The following is a 17032-nucleotide window of genomic DNA, read 5'->3' on the forward strand; positions in this document are numbered from 1 at the left end:
TCTCGGAGTGAGTGACAAAGGCTCCGGACCGTGATCGGTCCGGAGCCTTTGGGGTCCCCGTACGGGGCCGCGGGCGGCACCTGCCGTGTTCCCCGGCAGAGGCAGCGGGCGGCACCTGCCGCGTTCCCCGGCAGGATGGCGACGGTCAGTGCTTGAAGGGGCCCCTGGTCCTCTCCTTCGCGCCCCGCATCCTGCCCCGCGTTTCGAGGGCGGCACCCTTTGCTGCGAGAGTTTCCTTGTGAACCGCGTGGGCCACCTTTCGCACGGTCTTTCCCACTACCTGTTCGGCCTTGGCCTTGGCTTTCTCTCCAGTACTCATCTCAGTCCCTCCGTGCTCACCGGCCGGGTGCCCTTGAGCCAGGGGAAATAACCTGAGTGCCGGGGCACCCGCCCTGGCGCGCGTCCTGTGCAGCACATGGCCGACGAACAGCTCCAGCCGGGTGATTTGCCCTGAAGAGGCGGCTCGAAGCTGCCGGGCAGCCCGGAAGTCGGCCTCTGATCAGCGAAAAGGCGTCCGGGGCTGGCTCGAGTCGAGTGGAACCCGCTCCGACCAGCAAAAAGCCCTCCCGATGGGGAGGGCGGTGCTCGGCGCCCCCGGCAGGACTCGAACCTGCGGCCAAGCGCTTAGAAGGCGCTTGGCGGGTAGTGCGCCACCCTGTCGCTGACCTGCTGCTTTTACCGCGCCGCGCGCGTCACCGTTCGGACTTCGACACGCATTCGACCCGCTCGGACTACTCGTACATCGTCGCTGCTTGGAGAGCTCGCGCGAAGAACGTCCAGTCACCGGCAGGAGGCAACTCCTGGCCGGTGTTGCGGTACCAGCCGTCCGCGTCGTCGACCCAGGCGGCCAGCGCTTCCAGGAAGCTCGGAAGGTCCGCGTTCTCCCATGAGCCTCCGTCCTCGGCGTGATTGCGCCGCAAGGAACGAACGAAGGCTGCCAGGTCTTCTCTGCTGTCGACGTGATCAGGAGAAGTGGTCATGCCTCCGGACCCTACTTGGCTCGCCAAGCGGAGGTCGCCCTGTGAGCGGAGCTAGCGGTTGATCGGGATCTCGTAGACGATCTCGCAGTGAGCGGCGGGCACCACGATGTCCGCCGTCTCCACGGGCCGCCCCTCGTCGCTGTAGTACGTACGCCGGATGTGCGTGACGAGTGCGGACTTCTGGATGCCAAGAAGCGAGGCTTCCTCGGAGGTCGCCTGCCGAGGCTCAGGCTGCTCCACGGCATGGCTGACGGTGATACCGATGGCGGCCATGCGGTTCACGACCCCGCCCCGGCGTGCGGCCCTCCCTCGGGGAGGACGACGAGTGTGCCGGCGGTGAGGTCGTACGGCTCCCAACTGGTCGATAGTTGCAGCGGCCTACCGTCGGCCAGGAACTCGTACGTCGTCCGAACGCAGAGGTCATCCTCAGCGATGCCGAGCCGTGCCGCGATGTCCGCCGGCGCCGGGACCTTGGCGTCGGTCCGGCTCTCCCAATCCCCTTGCCTGCCGACGGCCTTCATGTCCGACCGGAACGGCGACCCGTCGGGCCGCTCACGCGCGGACGATCGCACCATGCGCACGCGCTGCCGTGGCTCGGCGACATACGTCCCCGACCCTGCACGGCCCTCCAACACACCCTGGGAGATCAGCAATTCCTGAGCCCGGCGGACGACGTTCTCGCCCACGCCGCACTCCTGGCCGATCTGGGCGCGGGACGGCAGGCGATCCCCGGGCCCCCATACGTGTTCCGCGATGCGCCGCCGGAGTTCGTCGGCGATGCGGAGATAGGGCGGTTGCTCAGGCATATGGAAAATCTAGTCCACTAGCTCTAACCTAGTTAACTAGCTTCACGCAAAGTGATCGCCGGTTGACGGAGGCTGCCCTGTGCCCGCTTCGGGAGTTACTGCGGCGGCCATCGCCGCCCGGCTGTCCGCCGTCGGGCTCCCCGCGCGCGTCGAGGAGCACGACCGGTACACGACGGTCGAAGTGGAGGTGCCGGAAACGCTCCCCGCCGACTTGTGGCGGGAGGTCCTGGATGTGGTGGCGGAAGCCGATCGATTCGGACTGCTCGCCACCAACCTGAACGGTCGCACCCTCTGGGCGGCCGTACACAAAGCGGTCCCCACGACGGGCAGGTCGGGGGACCGAGCCATCAGCGATAGGAGCTGAGCAGCGTGCTCAACCGTATCCGCCGTGCCGCCTCGCTCACCAGAGAGCGGTACTTCTCCAAGGGCCGGCACCGCCGCCCCTTAGTGCCCCATCGGCTCCCGGCTGTTCCCGCTCGTGCAGTGTCTGTCGGTGAAACGGCCACCTGTGGCTCGGCTCTGAGCACTCCGCACCACCGACACTTGCTCCGGGGCGAGGACGTCGCGCTTGTGCGTCCGTACGTGCTGGCTTCGGAGAAGCGCGCCCGAAGGCGTGCGCTGGTCGTAGCTCCCCACCTACCAGCCGAGGCCTGGTCGGCCCTCGCGGGAGTTCACTGATGCCCTCTCGCAGTCCCGCTCGCATCACCGAGGTCGCGGCCATGCCCTACCGCTCGACCTCATGCCGGATCGGCACGCACTCCAGCTGCACTGAGTCCTCCCCGCTCTCCGCGCCGATCGACGTCCCAGTGGTCTACGAGGCGTGCGACTGCCCGTGCCACTCGGCGGTCGGCAGGCTCAAGCCTGTGGAGGTAGAGCAGTGATCGAACGGGTACCTGGCGGCGCGCTGGTCTCCAATGTCGAGGTCACCGCGGCGACCGTGCAGCGTGGCGACATCATCCAAGTCGGCGGCCGAGCCCACCGTGTGAGCGACCTCTTCCAACTTGCCCAGGGCGCCAAGCAACTCCTCTTCGAGTCAGGCGAGCTGCTGACCATACACGCGCGGACCCGGCTCGTCGCCGTGCGCATGAGAAGGCGGTGACTGGTCCATGTCCACGCGCCATCACGACATCGCCAACGACCTGCGGCACCAGATTGCGACCGGCCGCATCCAGCCCGGCGAACGACTCCCCTCCGAGGCCGGCCTGGCCGACCGATACAAGGTGAGTACCGTGACGCTGCGGAGGGCCCTCGCCCTGCTCCAGAGCGAAGGCCTCGTCGAGAAAATTCACGGCAAAGGCAACTTCGTCCGCCGCTCACACCGCAAGATCGTGTACATCGGCGGATGGGGAACGCTGGACCCGTGGACGGCTGCTGAAACGGACCTACGCGTCACGGTACGCAGCAACACGATTCAGGCAGACGGTCATCTGACAACCTTGCTGAAGGTGCCACAAGGCAGTCCGCTCGCGGAGTTCGTCTGCATCAGCCACGAGGGGGAGTCACCGCACGGACTTGCCCGGATCTACATCCCCAGCGACCTGGCACCGGCTGAGGTACTCGACGATGACCCATCGCGCCGCGAAGCTGTCACAAGATTCGCCATCATGAGCATGACGCCAGCTGCTGTCCGAGAGACGGTCTGCGCCCGCCCGCCAACATCGGAGGAAGCATCGTCCCTCCGGACCGACCCCACCGCACCAGTCCTCACGATCACACGAGTCGCGACCGACGCGGCCGGCCGAGTCGTCGAAGCCGCGCTGTTGGTCTTCCCGGGGAACCGCGTCGAAGGGGTCTTCACCGCACACCACAGGACCGACGAGAGGCAGACGCAAGCATGACGGCATCGGACGAATTGCGGCTCCTCCCGTGGGCAGGGCCGGAGGGCAAGCCCTGCTATCTGAGCACCAACGACAGGGGCGGCTACATGTCCCGCCTGGCGGACAACATCGAGGCGGCGCAGCTGGGGTTGGCAGCAGAGTTGCTGGACCGAGGCGTGGAAATGCTGGGCGACGAGGATGCCGACCGGGCGGACGTACGGCAGCTGGCGAAGGAGCTGACCAGGGCTCTACGAGACGTGCTTCGCGTTGCCACCAGCCGGGGGCACCTCCTGGCGGTGAACGAGCTGCCCCTCCTCTGACCGGCAGCGCTGCGTTTGGCGGCTACAGGCTGTTCAGTGCGGTCTAACTTGCCGGTCTACTGATCACTGGCCTGCCTCACCAGCGGGCCCTAAGAAGCCCACGGCTCTGACGCGCTCAGACGCCGTGGGCTTCTGTCGTTGTTGGGTGCTGCCGGCTGCCCTCGGACGGCCCCAGGACGGCCCAAGAGTGAGCCTCGTAGCGCTTCTGCTACTGCCATATGCGCTCTTCCGGCAAGCTGCCGAGGACTGCACAATCGCCACATGCCGGACAGCACCCTATGGGTGGCCTGCCTTACCGCGGGCACAGCTATCGCAGCGAGTTGGGTAACAAGTCACGGCAGCCTGCGCGCTGCAAGGGAGCAGGCCCATGCTTCTGCAACGGCTCAGCGGGCCAACGTGTTGGCCCAGTCACGCCGAGACTCGTACATAGGAGTTGTCGACCAAGCGCATCGCATGGGCGCTTTATACCGGGAACTGCCAGGCGTCCTATCGATGCCGGCCGGCTCCGACAAGGAAGCTGCTGTGCAGGAGCATGCTAAGCGCCTACGCGAAGCCTACGGACCCTTCACGCGTGCTTGCGACGTGATGATCGTTGACGGAGGCAACCCCGTGGCCGAGGCGGTCAAGGCCGTCTTCAGGGACTCCCGGGCGATCTACATGGGTCTGCTCACTGGGGCGGACGGTGAGGAGGCCAGCACTTCGTACGACATCGCGATCCGGTCCTACTGGGACTCCGTGAACGTGATGGTTTGGGAGATGCATTACGAGGCGAACCGCGACAGAGCTGATAGCCCGATGCGTAGAGCGACTGTGCGCCGTCCCTGGCGTCCGATCTCTCGTGACTCCTAGCACAGCGGCCGGACGATGTGCTCGCCGGCCGTGCCGACGACCACCGCTTTAGGAGTTCGATCACTCCTCGGCTCTGCCGGGGAGCCACTTGACCACGCTGGCCATGCCAGGTCACATAGGAGTGCTGGCGTCCGGCGCCGTTGATGTCACTCATGGATGTCAGAGCGGCCCAACTGCGCTCGCTCGCTGGCACGATGGTCCCGTGGTTGACCTGAAACGAATCGCGGCAGAGATCACGGCGTACCTGCGAGCACTCGACGAGAGCGCCACGCTGCGGCACCACTTCCGCCACGCTGACGAAGAAGGCGGCCTCTGGTACATCGAGGCCGTACCCGACCGCGGCGAGTTGATCGTCATCAAGCAGGCCGAGCTGACCTCGGCCGGCCAACTCCACCGGTACAGCTGGGAGCACTTTGAGGACGAGCACGGCGGCCTGACAGACCAAGCGATCGATCCTGAAGAAGATCCGCTGGAGGCCATCCCGGCCGAAGAGTTCCAGAGAGTGTGGACTCGGTGAGCGCGCTGGACAACCACTTCAGGAGAGAGGCTGGGTGATCTCGCGCCTGAACTGCGACTTCTCTGGCCAAGGCCGCAGGCGGGTACGCGACGCGGGTCACCGGTGCTGACCGTGGCTGACCCCTGCATCTGGCACGGTTGTGGCACGAACTTCAGCCGACGACAGACAGCCACGATGGCGTGTGCCAAGTCGAAGGACCTCATGGTCCGCGTGGGCCAGTCCTCGGAGCGGGCGCAGCTGATCTACCAGCACTCAATGGCGAAGCATCAGCGCACGCTGGCCAAGGGGATCGATGCCGGGGTGCGCCAGCAGCTGCGTGAGCCAGATGCCAAGCAGGCGGGAGCCGAGGAGGCGTAATGGCGTTTCTGACGGTCTCCGGAGTACCGTGCGCCCCTTGCGCCCCCTTGAAGGACGGCAGTGAATGAGATCAGCTTCTCCTGCATGTAATGACAGGGGAGTTGTGGCTGCGCGTCCGGCCCAACTGGAGGGGGAGCGATGGCGATCAAGTTGGTGTCCGTTTCGCCCGCGCAGGACGAGCTGATCGACAAGGCAATAGCCCTGGGCGATCGCTACACGAAGACGCTGGGGCTGCTGACGCCTCCTGCTTACCGGAAGGCAGCGGAGGACGGCGGCCTTCTGGCTGCGGTCGAAGCGGACGAGGTGCTCGGCTACGCGCTGTTCGGACTGCCGAAGAGGAGCGCGCGTATTCGGCTCGCACACCTGTGTGTGGCGGAGGAACAGCGCGGCCGGGGAATCGCCCGCCGACTGGTGGAGGGCATCAAAGGGCGCTACCCGCAACGACTCGGGATCAAGGCCAAGTGCCGACGGGACTACAACCTGAGCGGGATGTGGAGGAGTCTCGGCTTCGTCCCGGACGGCGAGGTGCGAGGGCGGGGCCGTGACGGTGAGATCCTGGACGGCTGGTGGTTGGACCTTGGCCATCCGGACCTGTTCACCGAGATGGAGAGCGACGCGCTCCTGGTGGTGACGGTCGACTATGGAGTGTTCGCCGATCTTCGCGGCCTCGCTGACACGGCCGACGCGGAGGAGTCCCGCGCGCTGGAAGCCGGCTGGATGGCGGATCTCGTCGAGCTCGCCTACACACCCCAGCTGGGCCATGAGATCCGGGATCTCTCGGACACGGCAGAGCGGCAGCACCAGCGGGCGGCGCTGACGGGCCTGCGCAAGCTCTCCCCCGACTTGGCGGCCGTGGATGAGCGAAGCCGTGAACTGCTTCAAGCCGCTACGCAGGCCATGCCCGATCTGACCGTCGACGCTGCGCTTCGGTTCCGTCTGCGGTATGTGGCCGAGACGTCGTGCGCCGGTCTGCAAGTCCTAGCGACGCGTGATCCGCTGCTGTCTCGTATGGCCGACGTGGCCTGGGGGGTCGCCCGCGTCCGGGTTGTCTCACCTTCTACGGTGACGCTGCACGTGGACGAGTTGCGGCAGGCCCAGGTGTACCGTCCGGCCGATCTGATGGGGACGGAGTTTCGGTCCGGAGAGGTGGCACCAGGTGCGGAGGATGAACTGGTCGCCTTCTTCCACCAGTCGGGTGGCGATGACGGGTCGGCCTTCGCCGATCGGCTGCGGTCGCTGAACGAGGGCGCGGTCGCCTGGCGTCGCGAGTTGCTCCGGGATGGTCAGGGCCGCCCGGTTGCCCTCTACGCATGGGCACTGGACGGACGGACCCTGGTTGTCCCCGTCCTCCGTACTGCCGGCCATCCACTGGAACAGACTCTGGCCCGGCAGCTCCTCTTCCTGATCAAGCGGCTCGGCCGGGACTGCGGTGCAGAGATCATCCGCATCAGTGACCCGCATCCCTCCGCGGCCGCCAGGTCCGCGGCCGGCGACGATGGGTTCTTCGAGCATGACGGCAGGCTCGTCGCCCTCCTCGTGAATGTGTGCGGCGCGGCAGCCGAGGTGGAGGCTGTGGCCGGAGGGCTCGCCCGCGAGCTGACTGTCGATACGACCGAGCTCCGCCCCGGCATGCCCGCCGAGGTGGCTGCCGTGGTGGAGCGTGCGTGGTGGCCTGCGAAGGTCATCGACTCGAAGCTGCCGTCCTTCCTGGTGCCCATCAAGCCGCGCTGGTCGACCGAGCTGTTCAACGTGCCCGCCATGCTCATTCCGCGCAGTGACGTCTTGGGCATCAGCAGAGAGCACGTCTATTACCGCTCCTCGGGTCGCCGCGGAGAGAGCGTTCCGGCTCGCCTGCTCTGGTACGTCAGCGAGGGCAACTCCCCAGGCGAAGGCCAGATGGTGGTGGGCAGTTCGCGCCTAGACGAGGTGCTCGTCGACACACCCGACACCCTCTTCTCGAAATTCGAACACCTGGGCGTATATGGTCGGACTGAGGTTCAAGAAGCCGCCGACGCCTCCGGCCGCGCCATGGCACTGAGGTTCTCGGACACCGAGATCTTCCCGAAGCCGGTGACGCTGCGGCGATTGACCTCACTGGCGAAGGAGCTGGGACTACCGTTGTCGCTGATCTCCCTGTCGAAGATCAGTAACGAGCTGTTCCAGGCGGTCTACCAAGAGGGGCACCGAACGACGTGAACGATCCGGAACGCGCGATGCTGCTGTCTGTCCACCCGCGCTTCGCCACCGCGATCCTGGCCGGCAGTAAGACGGTGGAGGTCCGCCGCCAGCGCGTCGCTGCGCCGCCCGGAACCCCGGTTCTGCTGTACGCGACCGCGCCCACCATGGCCCTGGTGGGCATGGCGCGCATTGCCTCAGTCCATGTGGGCTCCCCCAAGGAGGTCTGGTCGGCGCATCGTGCCCAAACAGGGATCACTCAACGCGAGTATGACGCCTACATGGACGGTGCTACCCAGGCGAGCGGTTTGACCTTGGAGGATCCCGTGCCCTTTGACGAGCCGGTGCCCCTCAGTGCACTGCGCGCTGTGGGGACCTTCCATCCGCCGCAGAGCTATCGCTACCTGAGAAGTACTGATCTGCGTCAGGTATCAGAGGCTGGCCCCGCCGTGGGCAGTGCGCTTCGCAAGGTGCTGCCGGACGCGGTTCACGCGTAGCGGCCGCCTAAATCTCAGGCAGCCCGTCGGGGTGAGTCAGCCCAATCAGGATACGGCGGACAAAGGGCCTCCAGGCTGACGCGACGGTGTGGCCGCGGCACTTGTTGGAGCAGCGCCGGCAGCGATTTTTAGAGATCTAGGGACTTGTCGCGCTAATCCGGCTTAGGGTGAGCCTTAGTCGGTCGCGTACGTGGGGCGGGTACAGGGCATGCGGATCAGTCGGGTCCTTATCGAGAACTACAGGAACTTCCGGAAGCTCCTGATTGACCCATTTCCGCCCTCAGCGGTCATCGTGGGTGAAAATGGTGTTGGTAAGACGAATTTCCTGCGGGCTTTGCGAATTGTGCTTGACCCCGAGCTTCCTGACTCGGCGCGGTGGCTTCGTCCTGAGGATGTCTGCGAAGCCTCTGAAGCTAGCTACTCAGAGGGCGTCACAGTTCGCATTGAGGTCGACATCACCGACTTCGCGGGTGAGCTCGCGGCGGAAGCATCGCTTGATGGCTGCTTTGTTGACCTTGATCCACTCACTGCCCGCTTGGTTTATGTCTTTGAGCCGCTGGCCTCCGTTACTGAATCAAATGGGAGGCCGCTAACTCGGGACGACTACACGTGGGACATCTCGGCGGGGATTGACGGGGACCGGGATGGGAAGCGAATTCGTCGCGACATCAATTTTACGGTTATGCAAGCCTTGCGTGATGCGGTGGGCGACCTATCTAGGTGGCGAGATTCTCCCCTGCAAGACCTACTCGAATTGCGGCGGCCGCAGCAGACAGCGTTGACTAGCACTGCTGAAGAAGTCACGAAAGCCATGAAAACTCTGGCTCGCGAGCCTGAGATTGGCCAGCTCACCGAAGAGTTGTCGAACCGTCTCGCGTCTATGGCGGGTGAGCGAACCGATATCGCCCCGAGCTTCGGATTTGCATCGAGCGATCCGGATCGACTTCTTAGGTCTATCCGCCTGTTCGTGGATCGAGCTGGGACGCGAAGTGTCTCGGATGCGTCAACAGGAAATGCCAACATCCTCTACCTTGCCTTGCTTCTGGAGCGCATCAGACTCCGCAAGGAGTCGGATGCGATTGTTGACACGATTTTGGGTGTCGAGGAACCCGAGGCGCACTTGCACCCCGTCTTGCAGCGACAGGTCTTCAGCCACCTTCTTCATGACGAAGGGTCGCTGATGGTGACAACTCATAGCCCACACATTGCGGCGGTGTCACGATTGGATTCTTTGATCCTCCTGCGAAAGCTCGCTGACGGATCTACCGGGACGTCCTATACGTCACGTGCCAATTTCTCGGTCGATGAAAAAGAGGACTTGGAGCGCTACCTCGACGTTAGTAGGGCCGAAGTGCTTTTCTGCTCGGCGGCGATCTTGGTTGAAGGAACTGCTGAGGTCTATCTGGTTCCCGCTATCGCTCAGGCATTGGGTTTCAACTTGGATTCACACGGGGTTATTGTTGCCAACATCGGCGGGACAGATTTCTTCCCCTTCAGGCAGTTGCTGGGTAAAAAATCTCTGAATATTCCCCATGTGATCCTGACTGACGGCGACCCAACTAACAAGAAGGGCGAATACCTTCACTACGGGTTGAGCCGGGCAGCCAAGCTAATGAGCGGTGCGGCCGCCGATGCGTTCACTCGGAGAGTGGAAGAGTTCTTGGCTAAGGATCCCGAGTCTGCCACCCTGGATCTGAGGCTGGAAGCCGCTAAGGTGGGCGTATTTATGGGTCCGAAAACTCTTGAAGTAGACATGGCGCCGTTGCTGGGTCCCCACATGGTCAAAGCGCATGACCAGTTCAACGATGTTTCGGATCAACTTAAGGAAAAGTTCAAGGTGGCTGTTGACGGGCTGAGCAAGGGCGACGCTTCACATCAGAAGCAACTGCTTCTCCGGATCGACTCCATCAGTAAAGGCCGCTTTGCACAGCGCCTGGCTCACCACGTAGAGCAGGACGGCCTGGCGAGCTTCCGTGATGCGGTGCGTGGGCGGGCTCCTTCGGAGTTGCTGCCGTCCGGTGATGCCTCCAAGTTTAGCGAGTGGTTGTTCACGGACTCGACCTATGGTTACCTGATCAGTGCCCTGGATTATGTGTCCCGGCGCGTTAGAAACCAAGGCCTGTTTGAAGAGAAGTCGACGCCTCCTTCCTCGGAGGCTCGGTGACTAAAGATCTAAGGGTCCGTCCCGTTCTGGCCCGCGAGATACTGGCACTCAATGAGGATCAGCAAGAGGCTGCTACGCATGAGGGTGATCTCGTAGTTCTCGCTGGACCGGGATCGGGCAAGACACGCACGCTCGTGGCCAGGGTCGGATACCTTCTTGAAACTGAAAAGTCGAGAAGCCGTGGCGTGGCTGCAATTACGTATACCAACCACGCCGCCAGGGAAATCAGTGAGCGGCTCACGCGGCTGGGGATCTCTGCGAGCGGCAGATTGACGGCTGGAACTCTCCACTCTTGGTGTTTGTCAAACATCCTGCGCCCCTACTCGACCCTAGTAGGGAGGTGCCATCCGGATCAGCTTACCGTGCTCGACGAAAAGTCCAAGCAGTGGGTGAACCTTCTGGAAGAGTGTTTTGAGCGCGCTGGCGTAATGCTTATCGCTAAGTATGAAGTCCCTGCCTTCACGAAGGCACGGCGTCGGCTCGCAGTAGGAGATGCAGGTGAGCCCGGAGATCCGATGGTCGACGCTGTGCGGATCTTCGAGAGCGAGATGAGCGACAGAGGCTTTATCGATTTCGATCTGATGGTCTCAAGCTCTCTCTCGCTACTTGTGGAGAATCCACGCGTAGCTCAGCTTATCGCTGCGAAGTATCCGAATGTCGTTGTTGACGAGTACCAAGACCTAGGGCCAGTTCTTCACGGACTAGTGACTTTACTGAATGAAGCGGCCGGCATCCAGGTCTCCGCCTTCGGTGATCCAGATCAGACCGTCATGGGGTTCACTGGTGCCAATCCCCGATACTTGAACGAGCTTGCAGAAAAATTCCACCCCGTACCGCTCAAAGTGAACTATCGCAGCGGGCGAGCGATCATCGCAGTGAGTCATGCCGTCCTCGGAGAGAAGCGTGACCACCGAGCTCGCCAGGACCGTGAGGACCATGGAGTAATTGAGCCAATTGAGGTCCGTGGCGGGTTGCGTCAGCATTCCGAGATTGTGGTCCAGAAAATTCTGGAGTTGACTGCTTCAGGAGTGCCGGCACACGAAATCGCAGTACTATATCCGCGTAAGGGCCCGCTGCTTACATCGTTGCTCCGCGAGTTCTCCTTCGGATCTGTCGACTATGTTCACGAGCGAGATGAGCTCCTTCCCTCCGGTCCGGTAGCTGATTTCATTCGAGCATGCGCCGCAAGAGTTGTATCGGGTTATCAGCCGTCGATCGGCAGGGAGTCATCCGCGGACGCTGTTCAAACGGTTGGCGAGCTCGCTGCTACATACGGCGCACTTCGACGGGACAGCGGACTGGAGGATGTTCCGCACAGGTTCGTATGCAAAACAATCGCATCCCTAGTGCGAATGAACGAATCAAGGGAATTTCCTGAGACCCTAGAGTGGCTTAATGGGCTTGTTGGCCATCTAGGATTGGCTGAACTCGCGAAGGCAAGTCCGCGCCGCCTCGACGTCGACAGCATTGAAGTCTTCAAGGAGTGCTGCATAAACAACGCTTTGACTCTTGTTGATATTTCGGCGGGCGAGCTAAGGACCGGAAAGGTCGCTCTTACGACATATCACTCCGCTAAGGGTAGGGAATGGCAAGTTGTGATTCTCCCGGGTCTGGTGGACGGGATCATGCCGAGTCGATTCTGGGATCGAAAGAGGAAAACATTTCCGCAGCCGCCGCCTGACCGGCTTAGGCAAGATAGGCTGGCCTTCTATGTGGGTCTTACGAGGGCGAAAAGTGCTGTCGTCCTCATCTACGGCGACCATTGGGAGACTGACTGGGGTGGGCGGAACACGCTGGGCATCTCGCGGTTTGCCCGTGCTGTGCTGACTGAGCTCTCCACCTCTGGAGATTCACTGAGCCCTCCTCAGTGAGGTGCGGTGATCTCCAGACCTGCCTGTCGAAAGCTCAAGGCGAAGCACCCGGGAAGCTGCGATCACCAACGGCCCGTTCGAGCACTGACCTGGGCGAACGGCCTGGGCGCTGCCGCGTCGTCCGCGGCGCTCTCACTGTGGTTCCCCGCTGTTCCCCGCTTAATCTGGTGCGCTCGTGGTGCGGCCGTGATCACCGCGTTAGAACCCGATGTCACCTGAACGCGCAGACGACGCGCCCATAGTCTTCGATCTGCTGCTGTTGTTCGTCTGGGCGCGGGGCGTGCTCGTCGTCTCCGCACCTGAGGACTGTTCCGTCGTCTCCTTCAAACATGGAGACAACGCCTCCGTGATGGCTACAGGCTCCCTGGCGGCCGACGGAGTCAGACGGCCACCCGTCTGCGCACTCATTGCCCTGATACGTCCAGTGAACCGGCTTGTATGTGGCTGATGGTGTTCCAGAGATGACCGACGGATCCTCGCTCGGACCCTCAATGAGCATGACCAGCCCGGCAAGTGCAGCGCTAGCGAGAAACGCCACCGGGATCAGGAGGAGGCCCTTAAACGTGAACTCGCTTCGTATCTTCCTGAGGCTCCACACGTGCTACCCCTCCATGCCGGCGCTACGAGGCGGGTGCGCTCCACTCCATGGCGGCGCTGACCAGAGTGAGCACAGTACTGCGATGAGTGGGCGCATCCGTGGTCCTCTGCGGAGGTACAGTCCGGAACGGCGCTTTGAGCTTGGCAAGCTAGCGTTTTCTGGCGGTCGTGTTGATCTGACGTGGGGCGGGGCGGTGTTGCAGCCCCCGACCAGTCCCCGTGGTTCCCGCGCAGGATCTGGCGCGCGATGGCACGCTCCGTTCGCTCTGGAGAACCCTGGGCGCAAGCTCGGTCTTGGGGGTCTGGGCCTCAGCCGACGACAGCCAGCCACGATGGCGGGTGCGTGGAGCAATTAGGCGCGCGTGTGTCTCGCTGTACCTCCACCGGCCTCAGCCACGCTGCTGGATTGACGTCTGCCAGAGCAAGCTGCGACGGAAGAGCCGTGATGTCGAGGCATGGGGTGAGGGCTTGTCCGTCCGAAACAACCTTGGTGGAGAGCACTGCTTAGGGCTTTAGAGACGCAGCGTACCCATCATCTGGTCGACCGCTAGCAACTCAGCATAATGACTTCCATCGTTGCCTCTCGGAGTGGACTCCGCTGGCTCGCTCGCGCTCCGAGAAGTTCTCATGTTGGCTTGCTCCGCCTCTTCCACCTTTACTGCAACGGCCTCTACATCTGTGAGCCAAAAGTGCGGGTCACCAACAGTCCTCGCAAAGTCGACCATCTCCCTGACGTCAGTGATGCTCCAAACGGAGTCAGAACCTCGCTCCAACCAGTCTTCAAATGCATATTCGGCCAAAGAAATTTTGCTCTGCATGACTTCTTCGTGCACGGAATCCGGGACGTAGTCAGCAATCTCATCCAGCCAGCCCTCGGCAAATCTGAGGTTGTCCCATGTACTCACGTCCTCGGTTAGCCAAGCCACCGCAGATTCGAGGACCGTTGGGGCGATCGCTCGGGCTTCAACTACAGGTGAGGTGTAGAGATCCCGTACGATGCCTACCACGTCTTCGCCGTCGTAAGCGCCATTCAAGCAATCGGGCATCCGCAAATACGCGAGCGCTTGATCGAGAATCCGCCTTGAACTTAGCTTCTCTCCAATGTCCAGATAGAGTCGCGCCCGGTGCGCGTAGTCATAACTATTGTTTACGCCGTCAGGTCGAAGTCCTGCTGAAGCGAAGGAAGCGGTCGCCGACTTTTCGAATAGATCCTGATTCTCCAACAACATGCGCCAGATCTTTTCACCCTTCCAGCCGCTGGCAAGTGCCCAAATGTTTTCCACTTGCTCGAAATGCTGGATCGATGACAAGAGTGTCTGGAACTCATCATCCCTGTCCGCGATGTAATCGCGCATGTAATCGCGCACGGATGGATTATGGAACCCAACGAATACCGACTCTCCCTTCACGTATGTCCTTACCATGGTCCCATCGAGGACCTGGATGCCTGACATGAGTGACTTGATATCTCCGACGCGAGACTTCCAGTAGCTTCGCAGGTCACCCAGTGAGACGTCGACGCCAAAGATGAGCAGGGCGAGCAATAGACGCACGTCGGACGCCGAGATCTGATAATTGACAATATGATCCCAGACTTCGGACGGCGACTGTAGATTATCCAGTATCCTCTGCCCAATTGGCTTGCGAGAACCCTTAAGGAGTGCGGCCTGCCGTAGGGTGGAATCAATGATGCGTGGATTGAAGTTTGGGTGCTGAATGATCGGCCCGTACACTTTATGAGCCGCGAATGCAGACTTTGCTTTTGGTGTGAGATGCGAGTGGTAAACATGGTTGTACAAAATAGTGCCACGCGCTTTGTAGGTATAGTCTGCTAGGTCCACGACGCATGTTTGCATCTCAAAAGGATGAGAATGCATACGCTCGTAGCATTGCTTTGCCTGAGCGAGAATGTACTCACGCGTTGTTAGAACGAACCGCTTCGTGCGCGATTGTTCGACTCTAGACATCAAAGACAACAGACGGCTGTCTTCATTCTTATGCAGTTTGTCCTCCAGGGTGGTGAGCCCAAGAAAATCGTCGTAGTAGAAAATCTGCTTGGTCTTGTCATCCCATAGCTGATTGACTTCCTCGACGTCACCGGACACCTCGACCAGTTCGAATCCTTGACTGACGTAATGAGCGCAAAGGACGCGAGCGAGGGTGCTTTTCCCGATGCCTGGGATTCCTGCAATTACGCATACGCGTCGCGACTCTAGGAGCTTAAGGGCCCTTTCGTGGCTAGCGTTTGGAGCGTAAGTCTTGAAGGTCTCATCGAGCTGGGTGGTCAGATGCTGCGATCGGGTGGCAATGCTCTTTGCTAGCATTGCGTTTAGGATGGAAGCGCTGCACAACCAGAGTCGCATATGTCGCCGCACGATATCATCGTGCTTTTCCAGAAGGGCGTTCAGTTCATGCCTTCCGTAAATGTCACTTGGCGTCCTCACGTAAGGCTGCAGGATGTTGAAGAGCTTATCCTTGCTATCTTTCGACAGCTCTGTTGATGTGGCCACTATGTACCGGGAAGGGTTGAGTTTGACAACTTTCGGAAGTTCGACACTTCCCATGTGGCGCAAAAGCTGAGCACGCGAACTTTTTACCCAATGCTTGCATTGAACAACAATATTTGAACCCTCTGGACGAAAATGCCTTAGGTCGACTCCTTCATCGGCGCCCTGGCTGAAGATTTCAAGACGCAGGTTGAGTTCCCTTTCGAGTAGGTCTTTACAGACAGCTTCAAAATCAAAGTCCGTCAGCCTACTCAGTTCGAATGAGTCCACCTTGATCCCCCTTCGCCTGTCACAGTATGAAGGGCGCGGACCGTCGTCCCGCAAGGAACTATCAAAATGTGATCACGTGCTGTGCGCTCGCTTGAGGTGTCACCCTGCCGAGCAGTTGGCGGCCGGCGACCCTCCGCAGGGTGCCCACGTCTGCTATCTCCGTCCGCGAGCAGCGAAGGTGCGCCTCGTCATCGGGCCTGAGTTCTTCGCGTCGGGCGGTCTGTTGACCTACCCGGTAAAGCGCGACCTTGAGGCCGTGATCTTCGAGGCTCGGGCCAAAGTGGCTGCCTAGCCGACCGCCCCAGCCATGATGTACCCCTTCTCTGACATCAGGCGGCTGATTGCTGAGAGCGCGGCACGGGCGTCGGCCGGGCTGGAGCGGGGCGGAGACAGGAGCGCAGGCCCGGCCGGGGGCCGTGCCGCGCGCGGTGAGCGGAGCGAGCCGCCTTGATGAAGTAGAGAAAGTCTTATCCCGCCGTCGGCTGGGGCACCCGTCGGTACTCCTCCCACAGGGCGAAGAACAGCTCGGTCGCCGGTACGCCGGCCTCTTGGGCCTTGCGCTCGATCTCGGCGGCCCATCCAAGGGAGCTGTGACGGCCGAGCCGTTGCCATAGCCACTCGGCGAACGGTCCTTGCGTCCCGGGGCTCCAGAAGGCGAAGTCTTCCTCGATGCCGTGCACGGCCATCGCGGCTCGGTAGCCGATCAGCATGGACTCCAGGTGCTGGAGGGAGTCGCCTCGTAGCCACATGCCGGGGCGGAGGCGTATCTCATCGAGGAAGTCGTGGATGCTGGACAGCTCGGTGAGGTGTCGTGGCTGTCGACGTGCGTTGCTCGGGTCTGTCATCGGGCGAGGAGCTGCCTGCCGTCGTGGCTCCGCACGTGCGGGCCGTCGCCATCCAAGGCGTCCAGCAGCCGGATCGCGTAGACCTCGGCCATGCGCACGCTGACCTCGTCGGGCGTAAGCCACTCGACGGCTGTCGACTCGCTCGACGTCCGCTCAGCGCCGCCCGATGGCTTGCAGCGGAAGACCAGGGCCACGACGCCTCGGGTGGTGTTCTTGTAGACGCCGGTCAGCTCGTCCACCTCGACCTGGATGCCTGTCTCCTCCAGGACTTCGCGTGCTACGCCGGCCTCCGGGGTCTCGTCGAGTTCGAGCACTCCGCCCGGCAGTTCCCAGGTGCCGTTGTCGGCACGGCGAATCGCCAGGAGCCGCCCGTCTTCACGCACCACCACCCCGGCTACGGATACCGAGTGCAGCGGCGCGGGCGTTGCTCCTTGTGATTCACTCATGTACAGGAGCATAG

General features: G+C 62.1%; 14 protein-coding genes and 3 pseudogenes. 11 read left to right on the top strand and 6 right to left on the bottom strand.

Features of this window, described 5'->3' with window-relative positions; translation table 11 throughout:
* Positions 1 to 731: 731 nt before the first annotated feature.
* Positions 732 to 980 carry a DUF7660 family protein gene (locus tag ACZ4SF_RS01610; RefSeq protein WP_468376722.1) on the bottom strand — a complete coding sequence of 83 codons (249 nt, stop codon included), beginning with the start codon at positions 978 to 980 and terminating at the stop codon, positions 732 to 734.
* 51 nt (positions 981 to 1031) lie between these two features.
* Positions 1032 to 1786: pseudogene (locus tag ACZ4SF_RS01615) on the bottom strand (GntR family transcriptional regulator).
* Between the two features lie 79 nt (positions 1787 to 1865).
* Here ACZ4SF_RS01615 and ACZ4SF_RS01620 point away from each other — a divergent pair.
* From ACZ4SF_RS01620 to ACZ4SF_RS01670, 11 genes and pseudogenes are all read left to right on the top strand, one after another.
* Positions 1866 to 2143 (top strand): annotated as a pseudogene (locus tag ACZ4SF_RS01620) (hypothetical protein).
* Between the two features lie 12 nt (positions 2144 to 2155).
* Positions 2156 to 2464: a hypothetical protein gene (locus ACZ4SF_RS01625; RefSeq protein WP_468376725.1), complete on the top strand. Its 309-nt coding sequence runs from the start codon at positions 2156 to 2158 to the stop codon at positions 2462 to 2464.
* 199 nt (positions 2465 to 2663) lie between these two features.
* On the top strand, positions 2664 to 2885 hold the full coding sequence (locus ACZ4SF_RS01630) for a hypothetical protein (RefSeq protein WP_468376728.1): 222 nt from the start codon (positions 2664 to 2666) through the stop codon (positions 2883 to 2885).
* Positions 2886 to 2892: 7 nt separating this feature from the next.
* A complete protein-coding gene (locus ACZ4SF_RS01635; RefSeq protein ID WP_468376731.1) occupies positions 2893 to 3624 on the top strand; it encodes a GntR family transcriptional regulator in 732 nt (243 codons plus the stop codon).
* Positions 3621 to 3923, top strand: coding sequence for a hypothetical protein (locus ACZ4SF_RS01640; RefSeq protein ID WP_468376733.1), 303 nt, complete (start codon positions 3621 to 3623; stop codon positions 3921 to 3923). The genes ACZ4SF_RS01635 and ACZ4SF_RS01640 overlap by 4 nt, the downstream gene beginning before the upstream one ends.
* A 1051-nt stretch (positions 3924 to 4974) precedes the next feature.
* Positions 4975 to 5289 (top strand): hypothetical protein, encoded by a 315-nt coding sequence (locus ACZ4SF_RS01645; protein ID WP_468376736.1) that lies wholly within the window; start codon positions 4975 to 4977, stop codon positions 5287 to 5289.
* A 183-nt stretch (positions 5290 to 5472) separates the two neighbouring features.
* A pseudogene (locus ACZ4SF_RS01650) lies at positions 5473 to 5646 on the top strand (tyrosine-type recombinase/integrase); the annotation flags it as partial.
* Positions 5647 to 5784: 138 nt separating this feature from the next.
* Positions 5785 to 7842: a GNAT family N-acetyltransferase gene (locus tag ACZ4SF_RS01655; RefSeq protein ID WP_468376739.1), complete on the top strand. Its 2058-nt coding sequence runs from the start codon at positions 5785 to 5787 to the stop codon at positions 7840 to 7842.
* Positions 7839 to 8318 carry an ASCH domain-containing protein gene (locus ACZ4SF_RS01660; protein ID WP_468376742.1) on the top strand — a complete coding sequence of 160 codons (480 nt, stop codon included), beginning with the start codon at positions 7839 to 7841 and terminating at the stop codon, positions 8316 to 8318. The genes ACZ4SF_RS01655 and ACZ4SF_RS01660 overlap by 4 nt, the downstream gene beginning before the upstream one ends.
* A 208-nt stretch (positions 8319 to 8526) precedes the next feature.
* The gene (locus tag ACZ4SF_RS01665) at positions 8527 to 10482 is read left to right on the top strand and encodes an ATP-dependent nuclease (protein ID WP_468376745.1); all 1956 of its coding nucleotides are present in this window, start codon (positions 8527 to 8529) and stop codon (positions 10480 to 10482) included.
* Positions 10479 to 12353, top strand: a complete 1875-nt coding sequence (locus ACZ4SF_RS01670; RefSeq protein WP_468376747.1) for an ATP-dependent helicase — start codon at positions 10479 to 10481, stop codon at positions 12351 to 12353. The genes ACZ4SF_RS01665 and ACZ4SF_RS01670 overlap by 4 nt, the downstream gene beginning before the upstream one ends.
* Positions 12354 to 12564: 211 nt before the next feature.
* Here the strand turns inward: ACZ4SF_RS01670 and ACZ4SF_RS01675 are convergent, their stop codons facing one another.
* From ACZ4SF_RS01675 to ACZ4SF_RS01690, 4 genes are all read right to left on the bottom strand, one after another.
* A complete protein-coding gene (locus ACZ4SF_RS01675) occupies positions 12565 to 12951 on the bottom strand; it encodes a hypothetical protein (protein WP_468376750.1) in 387 nt (128 codons plus the stop codon).
* A gap of 511 nt (positions 12952 to 13462) precedes the next feature.
* Positions 13463 to 15727, bottom strand: a complete 2265-nt coding sequence (locus tag ACZ4SF_RS01680) for an nSTAND3 domain-containing NTPase (protein WP_468376753.1) — start codon at positions 15725 to 15727, stop codon at positions 13463 to 13465.
* A gap of 467 nt (positions 15728 to 16194) precedes the next feature.
* The gene (locus tag ACZ4SF_RS01685) at positions 16195 to 16572 is read right to left on the bottom strand and encodes a hypothetical protein (RefSeq protein ID WP_468376756.1); all 378 of its coding nucleotides are present in this window, start codon (positions 16570 to 16572) and stop codon (positions 16195 to 16197) included.
* Positions 16569 to 17030, bottom strand: coding sequence for an NUDIX hydrolase (locus ACZ4SF_RS01690; RefSeq protein WP_468376758.1), 462 nt, complete (start codon positions 17028 to 17030; stop codon positions 16569 to 16571). Before ACZ4SF_RS01690 ends, ACZ4SF_RS01685 begins: the two co-directional genes overlap by 4 nt.
* Positions 17031 to 17032 lie beyond the last annotated feature (2 nt).

It is taken from the genome of Streptomyces sp. NPDC027663 (assembly GCF_055566415.1).